The organism is Amycolatopsis coloradensis (assembly GCF_001953865.1).
Taxonomy (GTDB): domain Bacteria; phylum Actinomycetota; class Actinomycetes; order Mycobacteriales; family Pseudonocardiaceae; genus Amycolatopsis; species Amycolatopsis coloradensis.
On record NZ_MQUQ01000001.1, the window covers coordinates 37,260 to 53,979 of the forward strand.

16 protein-coding genes and 1 pseudogene are annotated in these 16,720 nt (G+C 69.3%); 6 read left to right on the forward strand and 11 right to left on the reverse strand.

The annotated features are described in order from the left end of the window. Nucleotides 1-222 precede the first annotated feature (222 nt). Nucleotides 223-780 carry a dihydrofolate reductase family protein gene (locus tag BS329_RS00175; RefSeq protein WP_076154589.1) on the forward strand — a complete coding sequence of 186 codons (558 nt, stop codon included), beginning with the start codon at nt 223-225 and terminating at the stop codon, nt 778-780. A 37-nt stretch (nt 781-817) separates the two neighbouring features. Here the strand turns inward: BS329_RS00175 and BS329_RS00180 are convergent, their stop codons facing one another. The 4 genes from BS329_RS00180 to BS329_RS00195 are packed head-to-tail and all read right to left on the reverse strand — an operon-like array spanning nt 818 to nt 6,020. Next, complete coding sequence (locus tag BS329_RS00180; protein WP_020637517.1) at nt 818-1,381, reverse strand: GTP-binding protein; 564 nt, start codon at nt 1,379-1,381, stop codon at nt 818-820. 28 nt (nt 1,382-1,409) lie between these two features. Beyond that, nucleotides 1,410-2,165, reverse strand: a complete 756-nt coding sequence (locus BS329_RS44065) for a DUF742 domain-containing protein (protein ID WP_208619116.1) — start codon at nt 2,163-2,165, stop codon at nt 1,410-1,412. A gap of 7 nt (nt 2,166-2,172) precedes the next feature. Then, nucleotides 2,173-2,625, reverse strand: coding sequence for a roadblock/LC7 domain-containing protein (locus BS329_RS00190; protein ID WP_005166055.1), 453 nt, complete (start codon nt 2,623-2,625; stop codon nt 2,173-2,175). Then, nucleotides 2,622-6,020, reverse strand: a complete 3,399-nt coding sequence (locus tag BS329_RS00195) for a nitrate- and nitrite sensing domain-containing protein (protein ID WP_076154591.1) — start codon at nt 6,018-6,020, stop codon at nt 2,622-2,624. Before BS329_RS00195 ends, BS329_RS00190 begins: the two co-directional genes overlap by 4 nt. A gap of 972 nt (nt 6,021-6,992) precedes the next feature. Between BS329_RS00195 and BS329_RS00200 the strand changes: the two genes are divergently transcribed. Both BS329_RS00200 and BS329_RS00205 read left to right on the forward strand, forming a co-directional pair. Then, nucleotides 6,993-7,415, forward strand: coding sequence for a DUF485 domain-containing protein (locus BS329_RS00200; protein ID WP_076154593.1), 423 nt, complete (start codon nt 6,993-6,995; stop codon nt 7,413-7,415). Continuing rightward, entirely contained in the window at nt 7,412-8,986 is a 1,575-nt protein-coding gene (locus BS329_RS00205) for a solute symporter family protein (RefSeq protein WP_076154595.1), read from the forward strand. The genes BS329_RS00200 and BS329_RS00205 overlap by 4 nt, the downstream gene beginning before the upstream one ends. Nucleotides 8,987-9,136: 150 nt before the next feature. Here the strand turns inward: BS329_RS00205 and BS329_RS00210 are convergent, their stop codons facing one another. Further along, nucleotides 9,137-9,706, reverse strand: coding sequence for a TetR/AcrR family transcriptional regulator (locus tag BS329_RS00210; RefSeq protein ID WP_076154597.1), 570 nt, complete (start codon nt 9,704-9,706; stop codon nt 9,137-9,139). Between the two features lie 137 nt (nt 9,707-9,843). Between BS329_RS00210 and BS329_RS00215 the strand changes: the two genes are divergently transcribed. After that, the gene (locus BS329_RS00215; RefSeq protein ID WP_076154599.1) at nt 9,844-11,265 is read left to right on the forward strand and encodes an MFS transporter; all 1,422 of its coding nucleotides are present in this window, start codon (nt 9,844-9,846) and stop codon (nt 11,263-11,265) included. On the opposite strand, the gene BS329_RS00220 is transcribed toward BS329_RS00215, so the two are convergent. From BS329_RS00220 to BS329_RS43740, 5 genes are all read right to left on the reverse strand, one after another. Continuing rightward, a complete protein-coding gene (locus BS329_RS00220; RefSeq protein ID WP_076154601.1) occupies nt 11,262-11,615 on the reverse strand; it encodes a DUF3817 domain-containing protein in 354 nt (117 codons plus the stop codon). The two genes, BS329_RS00215 and BS329_RS00220, sit on opposite strands and share 4 nt — an antisense overlap. 23 nt (nt 11,616-11,638) lie before the next feature. Continuing rightward, nucleotides 11,639-12,016: a hypothetical protein gene (locus BS329_RS00225; protein WP_076154603.1), complete on the reverse strand. Its 378-nt coding sequence runs from the start codon at nt 12,014-12,016 to the stop codon at nt 11,639-11,641. A gap of 92 nt (nt 12,017-12,108) precedes the next feature. Next, nucleotides 12,109-12,993, reverse strand: coding sequence for a lytic transglycosylase domain-containing protein (locus tag BS329_RS00230; RefSeq protein WP_076154605.1), 885 nt, complete (start codon nt 12,991-12,993; stop codon nt 12,109-12,111). Nucleotides 12,994-13,124: 131 nt separating this feature from the next. Beyond that, nucleotides 13,125-13,607, reverse strand: a complete 483-nt coding sequence (locus BS329_RS00235; protein WP_076154607.1) for a transcriptional regulator — start codon at nt 13,605-13,607, stop codon at nt 13,125-13,127. Nucleotides 13,608-13,958: 351 nt separating this feature from the next. Next, nucleotides 13,959-14,114 carry a hypothetical protein gene (locus BS329_RS43740; protein ID WP_162182762.1) on the reverse strand — a complete coding sequence of 52 codons (156 nt, stop codon included), beginning with the start codon at nt 14,112-14,114 and terminating at the stop codon, nt 13,959-13,961. Nucleotides 14,115-14,256: 142 nt separating this feature from the next. Here BS329_RS43740 and BS329_RS00240 point away from each other — a divergent pair. Together BS329_RS00240 and BS329_RS00245 are read left to right on the forward strand one after the other, a co-directional pair. Then, nucleotides 14,257-14,727 (forward strand): annotated as a pseudogene (locus tag BS329_RS00240) (crotonase/enoyl-CoA hydratase family protein); the annotation flags it as partial. A 303-nt stretch (nt 14,728-15,030) separates the two neighbouring features. Then, complete coding sequence (locus BS329_RS00245) at nt 15,031-15,567, forward strand: GNAT family N-acetyltransferase (protein ID WP_076154609.1); 537 nt, start codon at nt 15,031-15,033, stop codon at nt 15,565-15,567. On the opposite strand, the gene BS329_RS00250 is transcribed toward BS329_RS00245, so the two are convergent. Further along, the gene (locus tag BS329_RS00250) at nt 15,564-16,706 is read right to left on the reverse strand and encodes a CaiB/BaiF CoA transferase family protein (protein WP_076154611.1); all 1,143 of its coding nucleotides are present in this window, start codon (nt 16,704-16,706) and stop codon (nt 15,564-15,566) included. The genes BS329_RS00245 and BS329_RS00250 overlap by 4 nt on opposite strands. Between the last annotated feature and the right edge of the window lie 14 nt (nt 16,707-16,720).

Consider the following 16,720-nt stretch of genomic DNA (forward strand, 5'->3'; position numbering starts at 1 on the left):
CTTCACTAACCGGACTGCCCGCTACCGCAGCGGCCTCAGTCCGCAGCGTGTCTGTCTCGACCAACCTGAGCCCCGACCACCACCCGATACCTCACCGGTCACACCCACTTCACGGAATCACTCATCCAGTCGCGGTCGGGGCATGTCGAGAACCCCGCGACCGCTCCGACTCCCAGGTGACCGGCGCCCGGAAGGCGGGCGCCACACCGGAGGGATCCAGCCATGCGCAAGCTCGTCTACGCCGTCCACACCTCACTCGACGGCCGCGTCGAAGGCCCGAAGGGCGAGTTCGACTGGGCCACGATGGGCCCGGAACTGTCCGCCCACTCCCAGGAACTGACCGACCGCGCCGACACCCTCGTCTACGGGCGGCGGGTGTGGGACATGATGTCGTCGTTCTGGCCGCGGGCCGAAGAGATCTCGGACCACCCGCACGACGTCAAGTACGCCCCGATCTGGCGCGAGACGCCGAAGATCGTCTTCTCCCGGACACTGGAAAAGGCCGACTGGAACACCGAAGTGGTCGGCGGCGACCTCACCGAGCGGGTCGCCGAACTCAAAAGCAGGCCCGGCAAGGACCTGCTGCTCATGGGAGGGGCCGAACTGGCCACCGCGATGTCGGACCGCGGCCTGATCGACGAGGTCCATCTCGTCGTGCACCCGGTGGTGCTCGGCGGCGGAAAGCAGGTGTTCGCGGGCGGAGTGCGCACGAACCTGCGGCTCACCGGCACCCGGACGATGGACGGGCGCGCGGTACTGCTGACCTACGAAGCGAGGTGAAACCGGGGCGGCAGCCCCTACGCTGCCGCCGCCAGGTTCACCTGGAGTTGCTCGCGCGCAACGCGATCCACTGCCGCATCGCGTATTCGACCAGCGTGATCAGCGTCTGCTTCGTCGACTCCCGTTCCCGGGCGTCACAGCGGACGATCGGGATGTTGGGGTCGATCGACAGCGCTTCACGCACGTCGTTGATGTCGTGCTCGAGGATGCCGTCGAAGGTGTTGACCCCGACGATGTAGGGCAGGCCCCGGTCCTCGAAGAAGTCGATCGGCGCGAACGAATCGGCCAGCCGTCGTGTGTCGGCCAGCACCACGGCGCCGATCGCGCCGCGGACGAGGTCGTCCCACATGAACCAGAACCGCTGCTGCCCCGGCGTGCCGAACAGGTAGAGGATCAGGTCCGCGTCGAGGGAGACCCGGCCGAAGTCCATCGCGACCGTGGTGGTCGATTTGTTGGGCGTCTGGTCGAGGTTGTCGATCCCCCGACTGGCGTCCGTCATCATCGCCTCGGTGGTGAGCGGGACGATCTCCGACACCGAACCGACGAAGGTCGTCTTGCCCGCACCGAAGCCGCCCGCCACGACGATCTTCGCGGATGTCATGGTCGGGGGCGCGGTGTCCCGCGGTGCCTTAAAGCCGACGGAGTCCACTCAAAACCCTTTCCATCAACACCAGATGTGCCTCGGCGCCGTCATTGCCCGAAATCGTCTTGTGCACGCTGACCAGTCCCGCGTCCGCCGCGTCGCTGATCAGCACGCGTGCCACACCCAGCGGTACACGCAGGGTCGCCGCGATCTCGGCGACCGAACGCGGGGTCCGGCACTCCTCGATGATCGAAATACACTCGATCTGCTCCGCGGCCACCGCGGGGAGGCTACCCGCGGCGACATGGTCCTTGGTGGAGATGAGCGTCTCCAGCTCAAGAGCGTAGTTCGCCTTGGTCCGGCCACCGGTGAGGGCATAGGGACGGACGATCGCCGTCTCTTCGAGCGGCGACGGCGCCTGCTCGAAGACGGCGGGCATGATGAACTCGCCGCTGGGCGGGCCCGGGTCGAAAAGACCACCTGGTCTCGGCCCGACGGCACCTGCGCCGCTGTCGGGTGGAGAAGCAAGTGAGGTCACGCGGTCTCCTTGATCGGTCGGCTGCGGGACTGCCGTTTCCCCGGCGGCGTGTGCACCGCCCGCCTGGGGAACAGGGGCATCTTCGGACTGCTTGCTCTTCTTGCGCTTCCGACGACCACGGCCCGAATCCAGGGTGAAGCCGTTCAGGACGTCGGCGAAGGTGCCGTCGTCCCGTGAACCGGCAGTATCGGCAGCCCGCGCGCGCGAGGGCTGGTGTTCACCCGTTCCCGGCGGTTCGCCGAAGGATCCGGACCCGGTGCTCATCGAGACATCATCCCACCGGTTCGCCGATCAGCGACCCACCGGCGCCCTGCAATTGTGCGCGGAGTTCCGGCGTGAGGATCTGGCCGACGCGGTCGACGAGCATCGTCATCTCGTAGGCGACCTGCCCGATGTCGCAGTTCGGGGCGGCGAGGATGGCCAGGCAGGAGCCGTCGCTGATGGACATCAGCACCATGATGCCGAGTTCCATTTCGACGACGGTCTCGTTGACCGCGCCCGCTTCGAAGCACCGCGCGGCCCCCTGGGTCAGGCTCACCAGACCGGACGCGACGGCGGCCAGCTGGTCGGCCCGGTCCAGCGGGAGCCTGCTGGAGGCGGTGAGCAGGAGGCCGTCCGCCGACACGACCACGGCGTGCGCCACTCCGGGCACTCGCTCGGCGAAGTCATTCACCAGCCACCCGAACTGGTTCTGCTGGGGCTGGGCCGGGTTCGGCGAGGTCATTCACCCTCCAGGGTTTCGTGGTTGGCTTCGGTCGCCTGGGCTGTGTGGTGCCGTCCGCGCTGGATGCCCTGCTGGAAACTGCTCAGGCGGCCGCGCACGTCATGCGCGTCCCGCTGTGGTCGGGGGGTGACCGCCGCGGTGGGCGGTCCCGCGCTGCCCGGGAGCAGTTGCTCCCCGCGACGGCGCCGGGGTAATCCTGCCGAAGTCATCTTCGGGGGCGTGGACTGGGACACCGCTTGGGCGGCCTTCCAGCCTTCGTCGGAGCCGAAGTTCCACGCGTCGGTCTCCTCGACGGCCGAGACCGGTTCCGATTCCGGTCGCGCTGCCTGCGGTTTCTTCTCGGGCTTCCGGCTCGGCAGCGCGGCGGGCGGCGCCATCGGACGCGCGGCCGTCTCCGGTGCTTCCGGGGGCTCCGGTGCCTTCGGAGGCTCGGGGGTCGCTTGCGGCTGGGTGGCGGGAGCGGCCGGCGCCGCCTTGTCCGCCATCTCCTTGCGGCCTCGTTTGACACCCTGCTGGAAGCTGCTCAGCCTGCCGCGCACGTTCGCCGGATCGCGGACCGGCAGATCCGATTTGGCGGCGGGCTGGGCGACCGGAACCGACGACGCCGCGCTGCCCGGCAGGAGCTGCTCGCCCTTGCGGCGGCGCGGCAACCCGGCCTGGGTGAACGTCGACGGGGCGGTCTGGGAAACCTCCTGGACCGTGCGGAAGGCCTTGTCACTGGCGAAGTCCCAGTTGCGGGCCTCCTGCTCGGCGGTGACCCCGGCCTCCGCGGGGGACTCGGGTTCGGCGGCCTTCTTCTCTTCGGGCGCCTTCTTCCCCGGCTTCTCGACCGCGGGCTTTTCGGGAGCGGGGGCGGGCGAACGGAACCACGCCGAGAGCATCTCGTCGAAGATCGGTGTCGTCTCCGACGCGGTGGGCGGCGTCGGCACCGGGGGTGGCGTGGTCGCCTGGTTCCACCACTCGCTCAGTGTGGTGCTGTTCTTGGCTTCGAACAGTTCCTTGCCACTGGGCAGCTCGCCTTCCACCGAAGACGACGTGGATTCGGCGAGCTTCGGCGCCTCCTTGGCGACCGGCTCGGGTTCGGCGCCGGGCTCCGGCGAGCGGGGCTGCGGAGTCGACGGCGGCTGGGCCGGCTGGGCGGGCGGGGGTGTCGCCCGGTCCTCGGGGATCGGGCTGAACAGCGCCGTTCCCGAGATCTCCAGATCCGACGGCGGCCGCGGGTCCTGGGTGTGGGTGTGCCCGTTCAGCCCGGGTTCGGTGTGGCCCGCCAGATCGGTCGCCGACGGCCACCGTTCACCGCCCTGTGAGGGCACGCTCGGCCGCGACCCGTTCACGGGACGCCGGCGGCGGGGCAGGCCACCCGGCTGCTGCGGCGGCAGCGGCGCGAGGCGCTGCGTGATCGGGCCCGTGGCGGGGCCGGGGTCTCCTCCCGGCGGGGCCATCACGAGGTCGGCCGGGACCGAGACGGTGGCCCGCACGCCGACGATGTCCTTGCCGCCGTGCAGTGAGACACCGATGCGGTGCCTGCTGGCCAGCCGTCCGACCACGAACAGGCCCATCCGGCGTGAGGTGGTGAGGTCGACGTTGGGGGCCTCGGTGAGCCGGGCGTTGGCCTCGGCGACCTCGGCCTCGTTCATCCCGATGCCCTTGTCGAGGATGTCGATGCCGAACGAGCCGTCTTCGACGAGCCTGGTCGCGACGGTCACCTGGGTCTCCGGCGCGGAGAACGCGGTGGCGTTGTCCAGCAGCTCGGCGATCAGGCGCATCAGGTCGTTGGCCGCGTACCCGACCAGCCGGACCGGTGGCGGGTTCTGCACGGTGACCCGCTGGTACTGCTCGATCTCGGACACCGCCGCGCGCACCACGTCGGTGGCGGAGACCGGCTGGCCGGACCGCCTGCCCGGCTCGGCGCCGGAGAGGACCATCAGGTTCTCGTTGTTGCGGCGCATGCGGGTGGCGAGGTGGTCCAGCTGGAACAGGGTGGCGAGCTGGTCGGCGTCCTCCTCGTCGCGCTCCAGCCGCTCGATCAGCTGCAACTGCCGCTGCACGAGACTCTGGCTGCGGCGGGAGAGGTTGACGAACACGTTGCTGTAGCCGGTCCGCATCGAGGCCTGCTCGGTGGCCAGGCGCAGCGCCTGGTGGTGCACCTTGTCGAAGGCCCTGGCGACCTCGCCGATCTCGTCGTCGCCGCCGACCGGCACCGGCCGCACGTCGGTGCCCTGCGAGCGGCCCTCCTGGATGTTGCGGACCGCGTCGGGCAGTTGCGTCTCGGCGACGTCGAGGGCGCTGGCGCGCAGCACCTTCAGTGAACGCAGTAGCTGGCGGGTGATGAGGAAGACGACCGCGACGGTGAGCACCATCGCGCCGAACAGCAGGACCGCGAGCAGGCCCGCGCCGCTGCTGGCGTCGTCGACCAGTTCGGCCGACACCGAACTCGCCTGCGCGCCGAACTTGGTGGCGACCTCGCCCGTCTTGGTCAGCACCGCGTTCGACGCGTCGTTCCAGCCCTGCGCGGACAACGTGCGGAACGCCTGTGCGGACGGGGTGCCCTGCTCGCCGAGGGCGGTCTTCGCGAGTCTGTCGCGCGTCTCCACCGCGTCGTCGGTGACGGCGGCGGCGTACTCCTGGCGCTGCTGTTCCGAAGCGGCGGCACGGAAGTCGGTGAAGCGGTCGGACAGCCGGAGTTCGGCGGTGCGCAACTGGTCGAGTTCGCTCGGCGCGAGGCTCGAGCGGGCGATGCCGAAGGAGACCAGCGCCTGGCTCAGCGAGAGCTGTTCCTTCATCACGACGAGGTCGTGCAACGCCGCGGGCGTGCCGCCGAGGACGTCTTGGCTGGCGCCCGCGGACAACGCGGTGTCGACGGCGAGCAGCGCGGTGGTGACGTCGGTGTACTCGCCGATCGCCTGGACGGGGTCGAGCTGTCCGGCGGAGGCCCGCTGCCGGATGTCGGCCAGCCTGTCCAGCTGGACGGCGGCGGCGTCACGCGCCTGGCGAAGCGACGGCTCGTTCTCGACGGCCCGGGAAGCGGCGGCCACATAAAGAGGGATGGCGGTGTCGACGTCGGAGCGGGCGGAGCCGAGTTCGAGGGTGCCGCCGACGGTGCCGGCGGTCAGCCCGGCGGCGGACTGGGTGCGTTCCCGTCCGAGCCCGTCGGCGAGCGTGCGGATCTGCCCGCTCAGCGCGACGAGACGGTCCAGTCGCTGGTAACCGTCGGACCGGCCGACCTGGCCCGCGATGGTGGCGATACCCAGTGCGAGCGCGATGAGGATCGGCACCAGTGTCACGGCCGACAGCTTCACCGGCAGGCTCCAGTCCCGCCAGCGCACCAGCGTGCGCCAGCCGGTGGCCCACCGCGATGGCCGGGGAGTGCGTCCCAGCAGCTCCCCGACAGGCACTTGGCCTTCTCCTGCAACGGTCACGTAGGTGACTCCCTGTCCGGCGTCCTGGCACGGTCTGAGGCGTCCGTTCCCGCGAGGTGCTCACCTGCGGGGAACTCGGCCCCGGCCTGACCACGTGATCGATCGCGACACGAGGGACCCCGTCCGGCGATCCGGGTGTCCCCAGGAACACCGGTCCGCTTCGGGAGGTCTTGCACCTGCACGTGCAGGTCGCAACCTGCGAAGTGCATGGTCGTCGAGATCAACTTTTCTTTGCCAATCGATCACTGCGGGTCAGCCGGGCCAAAGAATCGTACACCAATCCGGATGCCGTCAATTCCGTTCAGCACACGGGTGCTGACCTGGGAAAAGTGTGTATCCGAACGAGGTACGAGGCCCGAAAACCGTCTCCGCGTCACAAACGGGGTAATTCCGGTTACAAGTTGCGCCGATGCACAGGATGCCTGTGTCACCCAATCAGCCTACGCAGGGTAGCCGCGCCGCCCGGTCGAACTACTTTCCGTGCCCCCAACGGGTGGGTCAAGCCCAAATGTGTGCCCGATGTTGTGGCCTTGCCACGCTGGTCGGCTCTTTGTCGCTCGACGTGGTGATTTCTTTCGAGATGACCAACGAACCAGGGGATCTTCCCCGGTCCGCGATGGCGGGCACAGTATCGAAGCTTGTCGCGGCCCGGAAGCGGAACTACGATCTGTCACCAAAACGAGGGACACAGCGTGGTCACTCCCCACCGTTTGCCGCAGTGGGCCGTTCGGGCGACGACCGCCGGTGACAATCCGCCTCACTATTACGAGTGAGAAAGTCGGATCATTTCGACCGAAACGAATTCCCGGCGCACTATTCCGATGGGAATGCGAATACCGGGCCGTGCGTTCGTGGATACGGGGTCGCCTATTCAGAGCGCCCGAAGCCGCAGTTAGTATGTGCGCTCCGCACCGCGCCCGGATGCCAGCAAGCCCCCGGAGGAACCCCATGCCCGACGTCGCGCGCCCCTACGCGGCGAGCAACGCCCTCGAGGACACCGGGCAGATGCCCGTGTTGTTCGTCCGCGAGCGCCCGACCGCTGCCCCGCCGCCGCGCGGTACCGGCCCGGACTTCGACCGGATCCAGCACGGCAAGGAGTTCGTCGCGCTGCGCAGGACGTTCCGGCGGTTCGTGTTCCCGATGAGCCTGCTGTTCTTCACCTGGTACATGACGTTCGTGCTGCTGGCGGCCTACGCCCACGACTTCATGAGCCGGAAGGTGATCGGCGAGGTCAACGTCGGCATCCTGCTCGGCCTCGGCCAGTTCGCCAGCACGGTCCTGATCACGATCGCCTACCTGCGCTTCGCCAACAAGCGGCTCGACCCCAAGGTCGAGCGGTTGCGGGCCTCGGTCGGGGCGGGTGAGCGATGAGCATCCCCGACAACGACCCGGTCCTGAACATCGCGGTGTTCGCGCTGTTCGTCGCGATCACCCTGTACGTGGTGTACCGCGCCAGTACGCGGAATTCCTCCACTTCGGACTACTACGCGGCGGGCAGCGCCTTCACCGGGCGGCAGAACGGCATCGCACTTTCGGGTGACTTCCTCTCGGCGGCGTCGTTCCTCGGCATCGCCGGTGCGATCGCGATCCACGGCTACGACGGCTTCCTGTACTCCATCGGCTTCCTCGTCGCCTGGTTGGTCGACCTGCTGCTGATCGCGGAATTGCTGCGCAACACCGGCCGCTTCACCATGGGCGACGTGCTGAGCTTCCGGATGAAGCAGCGGCCGGTCCGCGCCGCGGCCGCGACGTCGACCCTGGTGATCTCCTTCTTCTACATGCTCGCGCAGATGGCGGGCGCCGGCGGCCTGGTGGCGCTGCTGCTGGACATCCACGGCGGCATCGGCCAGGCACTGGTGATCGGCGTCGTCGGCATCGTCATGGTGCTGTACGTGCTGGTCGGCGGGATGAAGGGCACCACGTGGGTGCAGATCATCAAGGCGACCATCCTGCTGCTGACCGGGGCGCTGATCACGGTGTTCCTGTTCGGCAAGTTCGGCTTCAGCTTCTCGAACCTGCTGGCCGCCGCCGCTGACAAGAGCCCGCTCGGCGACGAGCTGCTCCAGCCGGGCGGCTCGTACGGCAAGAGCGAGATCACGAAACTCGACTTCGTCTCGCTGGCGCTGGCGCTGGTCCTCGGCGCCGCCGCGCTCCCGCACGTGCTGATGCGCTTCTACACGGTGCCGAACTCGCGCGAGGCGCGGCGCTCGGTGGTGTGGGCGACCGCGTGCATGACCGTCTTCTATCTCTGCACCCTGGTCATCGGCTTCGGCGCGGCCGCTCTCGTCGGTCCGGAGGCGATCAAGAACGCGCCGGGCGGGGAGAATTCCGCCGCGCCGCTGCTCGCGCTGAACATCGGCGGCACCGTCCTGCTCGGCATCGTCTCGGCGGTGGCCTTCGCGACCATTCTCGCCGTCGTCGCCGGGCTGACGATCACCGCTTCGGCCTCCTTCGCCCACGACGTCTACGCCAACATCTTTCAACGCGGCAAGGCGGAACCGGCCGCCGAGGTCCGGGTCGCCCGGTTGACCGCGGTCGCCGTCGGGGCGTTCGCGATCGTCGGCGGCATCCTGGCGAACGGGCAGAACATCGCGTTCCTGGTGGCACTGGCGTTCGCGGTCGCGGCGTCGGCGAACCTTTCGACGCTGCTGTACTCGCTGTTCTGGAAGCGGTTCAACACCACCGGCACGCTGTGGGGCATCTACGGCGGACTGATCGCGAGCCTGGTGCTCGTGTTCTTCTCGCCGGTGATGTCCGGGGCCGCGGACTCGATCATCAAGAGCGTCGACTTCCACTGGTTCCCGCTGAAGAACCCGGGGCTGGTGTCGATCCCGTTCTCGTTCCTGTGCGGCATCGTCGGCACCTTCGTCGGCCGCTCGAAGGCGGACCCGGTCAAACACGCCGAGATGGAGGTGCGGTCCCTCACCGGGATCGGCTCCTGACCCCCGCCACCCATGCCATGGAGACACTCGGAGGCCGTCCAGCACGCCGACCGGCCTTCGTCAGAACGTGCGATCGAACCGCAGGCCGTGATCGCCACCTTGAGTCTCAGCAGCCTCACCAGTCACAACGATGCCGCGTGAAGCCGAAGGTCATCGCACCCGGAGACCGTCCAGCACGATCGCGAGCAGCCGCTCGGTGTCCTCGGGCGACGCCTTGCTCGCGGCCGACCCCACCCCGTGGCCCAGCCGCAGGATGTCGACCCCGGTGACGTCGGTCCGGATCACACCCTCCTCCTGAGCCGCCTTCACGATCGCGTCGGCAGCGGTCCGCAGCCGCGCCTGGCACCAGCCGAAGACCTCGGATCCGGCGTCGACCGACGCCTTCAGCGTCATCGCCAGCCCGTGTTTCTCGACCACGTAGATGACGTGCGTCGCCAGCCACGTCTCGAGCGCCTTTCCCGGCGGTAGTTTTTCGAGCAGGTCGAAGGCCCGCTGCGCCAGCCCGTCGATCTCGTCGCGGTAGACCGCCTCGATGAGCTTGTCGCGCGTCGGGAAGTGCCGGTACAGCGTGCCGGCGCCGACGCCCGCGCGTTTGGCGATGTCGTCGGCGGGCACGTCCACGCCGTCGGCGGTGAACGCCACCTTCGCCACGGCCACGATGCGCTCGTAGTTGCGCCGGGCGTCCGCGCGCATGGGGCGGGCCGGATCGGCCGTGACCATCTGCACCTCCTCGGGCGACGAAAACGGAGAGGTTCTCCGAATCCACTTGCGTAAGCGGAGACACTCTCCATATCATCGCTCACGACCTCAAGTGGAGAGTCTCTCCGCTTCATCTCGTTACGTCTTCGGAGTATTCCTTGACAGAGCGAACCCTGCGTGCCGAGCCTAGGCCGGAGACGGCCCAGGCCCCACCATCCCCACACCGGCTGGTCCTGCCGATCGTGCTGACCTGCCAGCTCATGCTCATCCTCGACGCGACGGTGATGAACGTCGCGCTCCCCCGCATCCAGTCCGAACTGGGCTTCACCGACACCGGGCTGTCCTGGGTGATGACCGCCTACAGCCTCGTCTTCGGCGGTTTGCTGCTGCTCGGCGGACGGGCGGGCGACCTGTTCGGCCGCCGCCGGATGTTCGTCGTGGGCACCGCCGTGTTCACCGCCGCGTCCCTGCTCGGCGGCCTCGCCGGTTCGGCGGAGATGCTGATCGCGGCCCGGATCGCCCAAGGTGTCGGCGCCGCGATGGCCGGGCCGAGCACCTTGGCGCTGATCACCAGCACGTTCACCGAGGCCAAGGCCAGGGTGCGCGCGCTGGCGCTGTTCTCGGCGATGTCCAGCGGCGGTTTCGCGATCGGCCTGCTGCTCGGCGGGCTGCTGACCGAATGGATCTCGTGGCGGGCGGCGCTGTACATCAACGTCCCGTTCGGGCTCGCGATCGTCCTGCTGACCTCGCGATACGTAGCCGATCCCCCTCGACAGCGCGCACGGCTGGACCTCCCCGGCGCGTTCACCGGCACCTTCGGCGTCGGCTCGCTCGTGTTCGCGTTCACCCACGCCGCGTCGGACGGCTGGGGCGACACCGTCACCCTTGGCAGCCTCGCGGCCGGGCTGGCCCTGCTGGCCGCGTTCCTCACGATCGAGACGCGGGTGAGCCGGCCGCTGATCCCCTTGCGGCTGTTCGCCGAACGCAACCGCGCCGCGGCCTACGTCAACTTCTTCCTCGGGCCGATGGCCATGATGTCGATGTTCTTCTTCCTGACCCAGTTCTTGCAGGACATCGCGGGGTTCGCCGCGCTGGAGACCGGCTTCGCGTTCCTGCCGATGGCCCTGTGCATGTTCGGGCTCAGCAGGCTGATCCCGCGGCTGCTTCCCCGGTTCGGCCCGAAGCCGCTCGCGCTGACCGGCACGGCGTTGATGACCGGCGGGGTCGCCTGGCTGACCACGCTCACCACCGAAAGCGAGTACTTCTCGCACCTGCTCGGGCCGATGGTGCTGATGGGTGTCGGCGCGGGGCTGGCGTTCTCCCCGCTGAGCGTGATCATCATGGCGACGGTGCCCGCCGAAGACGCGGGCGCGGCAGGCGGGGTCTTGCAGACTTTGCAGCAGACAGGCGCGACGCTGGGGCTCGCGATCCTGATCACGGTGTTCGGCGCGGTGACGCGGACCCCGTCCGGGGACCCGGCGCAGACCACCGTCGACGGGATGACCTCGGCCTTCGCCACCGCCGCCGCGGTGACGGCGTTGTCCTTCCTGGTGGCGCTGACCTTCCGGCGCCGGGCTTAGAGCTTGACGCCCGCCTGGACCTTGTGCGTGACCTTGCGCTCCATCACGAAGGAGAAGAACGGGACGCAGCCGGCGATCAGCACGAGGAGGGTGCCCTTCATCGACCAGCGGGCCTTGATCGCGAGGTCGACCGAAAGCAGCAGGTAGATCAGGTAGAGCCCGCCGTGGACCATGGGGATCATCTTCACGAACTGGGGAAGTTCCACGCGGAAGACGTACTGCAGCAGCATCTCGACGACCAGCCCGAGCAGGGCGACACCGGTGGCGTACGCCGCGACGCGGAAGCGGATCAGCGGCCCGCCCAGCGAGACCGGGCGGGCCGGGGCGGCGTCGTCAGTTCGGGTGGTCATAGGGTCTCGAACCTCTCTGGGGACTACTTGTCGCGGGCGTTGAGTTCGCGCAGGTACTTGTTGTACGCGGCGAGCTCGTCGTCTTCGGGAGCGGACGGCGCGGGCTCCGGAACACGCCTCCGCCGGGGCGCGGGCACTTCGGGGACGACGGTCCCGGCCGTCCGCTCCGGGGTGTCGGCTTCCGCGGCCTGACGGCGGAGCTTGCGGATCCGCCAGAACATGAACGCGGGGAACAGCCCGAACAGTGGCCACTGGAGGACGTAACCGAGGTTCTGGAAGGTCCCGCTCGCCGAGGAGAAGCGCTCCCACTGCCACCAGGCGAGCCCGCAGCACAGCGCCAGGCTCACCAGGCAGACGCCGGCGATGCCGAGGCGGCGCAGGGTGACAGGCGATGCGGGCACGCGTCGACGCTAGCACTGGCCGCGCGGCGAAAGTTCGGCGACCGGGCCGCTCGGGACCTTGGTCCCGGCCGCTCCGGAGATGTCATGAGCGGTCACTTCGCGGTCTGAACGGCCTTCGCGTAATCGTCCGCCAGCCCGAAGACCTTCCGCGCGTACTCCGTCGAGTTGTTGTACGACAGGATCCCGGCCCACCAGCCCGAGGCCGCCGACATGTCCCGGTTGTTCACGCACAGGTAGCGCGCCGCCGCCAGGGTCGCGTCGTCGATCTGCTGCGGGTCGCCGGCGCCGTCGCGGTTGCCGTCGGCGGCGTACCGGCGCCAGGTGCTGGGGATGAACTGCATCGGGCCGACAGCGCGGTCGACGGCCGCGTCGCCGTCGAACTGGCCGCCGTCGGTGTCGCCGATCGCCTTGACGCCGGGCGACCCGTCGAGCGGGACGCCGATGATCGGCTTCGAGGGCCGTCCGTCCTGGCCGAGGACGGCACCGCCGTACTGGCCATGATTCGACTCGATCCGGCCGATGCCCGCCAGGGTGGCCCACGAGATCTTGCAGTTCGGCTGCAGCTGGCGCATCGCCAGCTCGGCGTTGCCGTAGGCGAGCAGCGCCCTGGCCGGGATGCCGGTGGCCCGCGCCGCCCGGTCGGTCCAGGCGGCCAGCGGGTCCTTGCCCGGTTTCGGCTGCGCCTGCTGCGGGAGGGTCTGCTGGGCCGCGCCGCCGGCGGGGGTGGCGTTGACCGGGACGACCGTCCCCGGTTTGACGTCCGCCGCCTTGACCTGCAAAGCGGGGATCTCCATCGTCGTCGGGCTCGCGACCGGGGCGGACGCCTTGGTCACCAGCCAGATCCCTCCCCCGGCGAGGCCGAGCACGGCCAGCACGATCACCAGCCTGCCGAGGACGGCGGCGCCCACCCCGCGGCGTGGCGGCGCGGGCGTGGCCTGGTCGGCGACGAACTCGTCGTTTTCCGGGGTGGTGCGCACGAAGCGAGTCCTCCAGCGTGGGCGGCGATCACGACCGATGCTCCAACAACGAGCCCGCGCAGGTTAGCGTTACGCGGTTGCCGAGATCGCCCCTGCCACGCCGGTTCACCCGGGCGTGCGAGAAGTTCTCGTCAGGCGGACTTCTGCTGCCTCGCCAGTCGCGCCACGCACCAGGCCGGAGCGCTGCCGCGGCGAAGGTGCTGCAAAACGGTCATGGGGCCGAGACGGCGGCTCAGGTCGGACGGGGCGAGCCCGGCCGCGCGGTAGTCGAGGGCGCGCTGGTCGAGCGGGCTGATGCCGGCGTCCCACCAGGCTTCGGCCTCGGTGACGCCGCCGACCATCTGCCACCAGCCAGCGGCGGCGACGAGCAGGTCCTGCGGCACGCCGGGAAGACGGCTGCGCATCGCGTCGAGGTAGCCGGGGTCGGTGGCCTCGACCGGCGCCCACCGCGCCTGGCCGGACTGCTGCCGCTGGCCGGGGATACCGGGAGCTTGGCGGGGCACGTCGGCCAGCCACGCCGACGCGATCCGGTCGGCCTCCTGCTCCTCGGGGGTTTGCTCGCGCTCGGCGGCCCACTGCCGGATCAACGCATCGACTCCGGGATCTCCGGTCATCCCTGCCTCCTCATGATTCCCCGACTGACAAGTCCTGACTTACTTGCCCGGCTGGAAGTTCCCGCTGCTCTGGGGCTCGCACCTGCGGAAACTCCTCGCCCAGGAGGCCGGCTCCGGCGCCTGGAGGGCCAACCGATCACGCAATGTGAGCACCGTAGGGGCGCGGAGGTCTCTTCCGCCAGAGCTTCCCGGGCACGAATTCGTCGACCAGCGGGTTTCCGGGGGCAATCCACCCGGATGGTCGAGTCACCCGACCGAAATCTGAGACGGGTGACTCTGAGTGATAACCGCTGGTGGATGCGCACGGTGATCACCGGCGTCACCGAGGACACCGGGAAAGGGCACGACCGGTCAGGAGAAGAGGCTCCGGACGAACGTCACGATGGCTTCGGCACCGGACCGGAGCCAGCCGAGCGCGGTGTGGACGGCGTCGGCGGATTGGGTCGGCCTGCTGATCAAAAAGAAGAGCACGAGCGCGACGACGGCGATCACAACGAATTTCTTCAAGCCGGGCGACATGGCTCCATCCCATCACACCGTAGTGTCCAGACGATGACTCCGCGCGCACTGCGGACTTTGTCACCACTTTAAGGAGATCCGGGCCCCGCTGCCCACTCTGCCCACCCGGATTCGTCTCAGGGAGCGATCGATGAGCGAAAACGTTCTCGTCCACCGGGACGGACCGGTGACGACGATCACGCTGAACCGGCCCGAAGCCCGGAACGCGGTGGACGGCCCGACCGCGGCCGCGCTGGCGGACGCGTTCCGCGCCTTCGACAGCGACGAGGAGACCGCGGTCGCCGTCCTCACCGGTTCGGGTGACGCCTTCTGCGCAGGAGCCGATCTGAAGGCCGTCGGCACCGACCGCGGCAACTCGCTCGGGCCGGCGGGCGACGGGCCGATGGGACCCACGCGGATGGTGTTGTCGAAGCCGGTGATCGCCGCGGTTCGCGGGCACGCCGTCGCGGGCGGCCTGGAGCTGGCCCTGTGGTGCGATCTGCGGGTCGCCGACAGCACAGCCGTGTTCGGGGTGTTCTGCCGTCGCTGGGGCGTGCCGCTGATCGACGGCGGCACGGTGCGCCTCCCCCGGCTGATCGGGCACTCCAGGGCGATGGACCTCAGTGGCGGCGCGGGGCGGCACGGCAGTTTCGGGAACAACCGGCCCTGAGCGGCCGGTGCACTGTCGTGAGTGGCGGGCCTCCCCGTTCGCCGAACTCACGTGCTTGGACACGTCACTCGCGTGCTTGGAAACGTAACTCGCGTGTGCGGTCTCCAAACACGCGAGATACGGCTCTGATCACGCGAGTGCGGGGTTTGAACCGGGCTCCTGCTGGACGCACAAACCTCCGGCGCGGGACACCAGGCGCAAGACGTACCCGGGGCGTCACGATGGTTCGGCGGCCCTCGGTCCTAGCCTCAGCGGATGGACGAAACCGGAGTCTCGCTCAGACCGGTGTACGAAAACGACCTGCCGATGCTCGAAGCGCTGACGAACGACCCACAGGCGGCGGGCACGTTCGAATGGCACGGCTGGCACGACCCGCACTTCCTGCGCCGCCGCTGGGCCGAGACCGGCATGCTCGCGGCGGACAACGGGATACTGATGATCATGCTAGACGGGCGGCGGCTCGGCTTCGTGTCCTGGCACAAGACCAGGTCCGGGTCGACGTCGTACTGCTGGAACGCCGGCCTCGTGCTGATCCCCGAGGCACGCGGCCACGGCCACGGGACCGAGGCGCAGCGGCAGCTGGTCCGTTATCTCTTCGCGCACACGCAGATGAACCGCGTCGAGGCGTCGACGGAGGCGGGCAACGTCGCGGAGCAGCGCTCCCTGACGAAGGCGGGCTTCACCAGGGAGGGCGTGCTGCGCGGCTACGGATTCCGGGACGGGGCCTGGCGCGACCACATCCTCTATTCGATGCTGCGGTCCGATCTGGACCCCGGCCCGGAAAGTCCTTAAACGATGGTGCCCGCGGCCTTGAGCCGCTCGATCCCGGCGGCGTCCACCCCGAGTTCGGCGAGGACGTCGGCGGTGTCACCGCCCTTGGGTCGCGGCGGTTCCGGCGTCTCCGCCGGGGTGCGGTCGAACCTCGGCGCGGGCGCGGGCTGCACCACGCCACCGATGTCGACGAACGTCCCGCGAGCGACGTTGTGCGGATGCGACGGTGCTTCCCCCGGCGCGAGCACGGGCGTCAGGCACGCGTCGGTGCCTTCGGCTTTCGCGACGAGTTCGTCGCGGGTGTGCTTCGCGACGGCCTCGGCGACGATCTTGCGCAGCTTCGGCCATTCGTTCTTGTCGACGTGGACCGGGGTCTCCTGGGGATCGAGGCCGAGCACCTTCACCAGGTCGCCCCAGAACCGCATCTCGATCGCGCCGATGGCGACGTACTTGCCGTCGGCGGTCTCGTAGGTGTCGTAGAACGGCGCGCCGCCGTCGAGCATGTTCTCGCCGCGCCCGCCCGGCCACAGCCCGGTGTTCAGCAGGCCGTGCAGGCTGGTGGTCAGCAGCGCCGCACCGTCCACCATGGACGCGTCGACCACCTGGCCCTTGCCGGACGACTGGCGTTCGAACAACGCCGCCAGCACGCCCATCGCGAGCAGGAGGCCACCGCCGCCGAAGTCACCGATGAGGTTGAGCGGCACCACCGGCCGCTGACCCGCGTGCCCGATGGGTTCGAGCGCGCCGGCGATGCCGATGTAGTTGATGTCGTGCCCGGCGACGGTGGCCAGCGGGCCGTCCTGGCCCCAGCCGGTCATCCGCCCGTAGACCAGCCGCGGATTGCGGGCGTGGACCTGCTCCGGCCCGATGCCCATCCGCTCGGCCACCCCTGGCCGGAAACCCTCGATGAGCACGTCGGCGTCGTCGGCGAGTTTCAGCACCAGCTCGACCCCTTCGGGGGTCTTGGTGTTGATCCCGATCGATCGCCTGCCGCGGGCGAGCGGGTCGTTCGGGAACGCGATGACGTCGTCGCCCGGTGTCGCCCGGTCGATCCGGACGACCTCCGCGCCGAGATCGGCGAGGATCGTGCAGGCGAACGGCGCCGGGGCGAGCCCGGCCAGTTCGACGACCTTGAGGCCGCTCAGTGGCCCAGCCTTCATCGCCACGTCCTTTC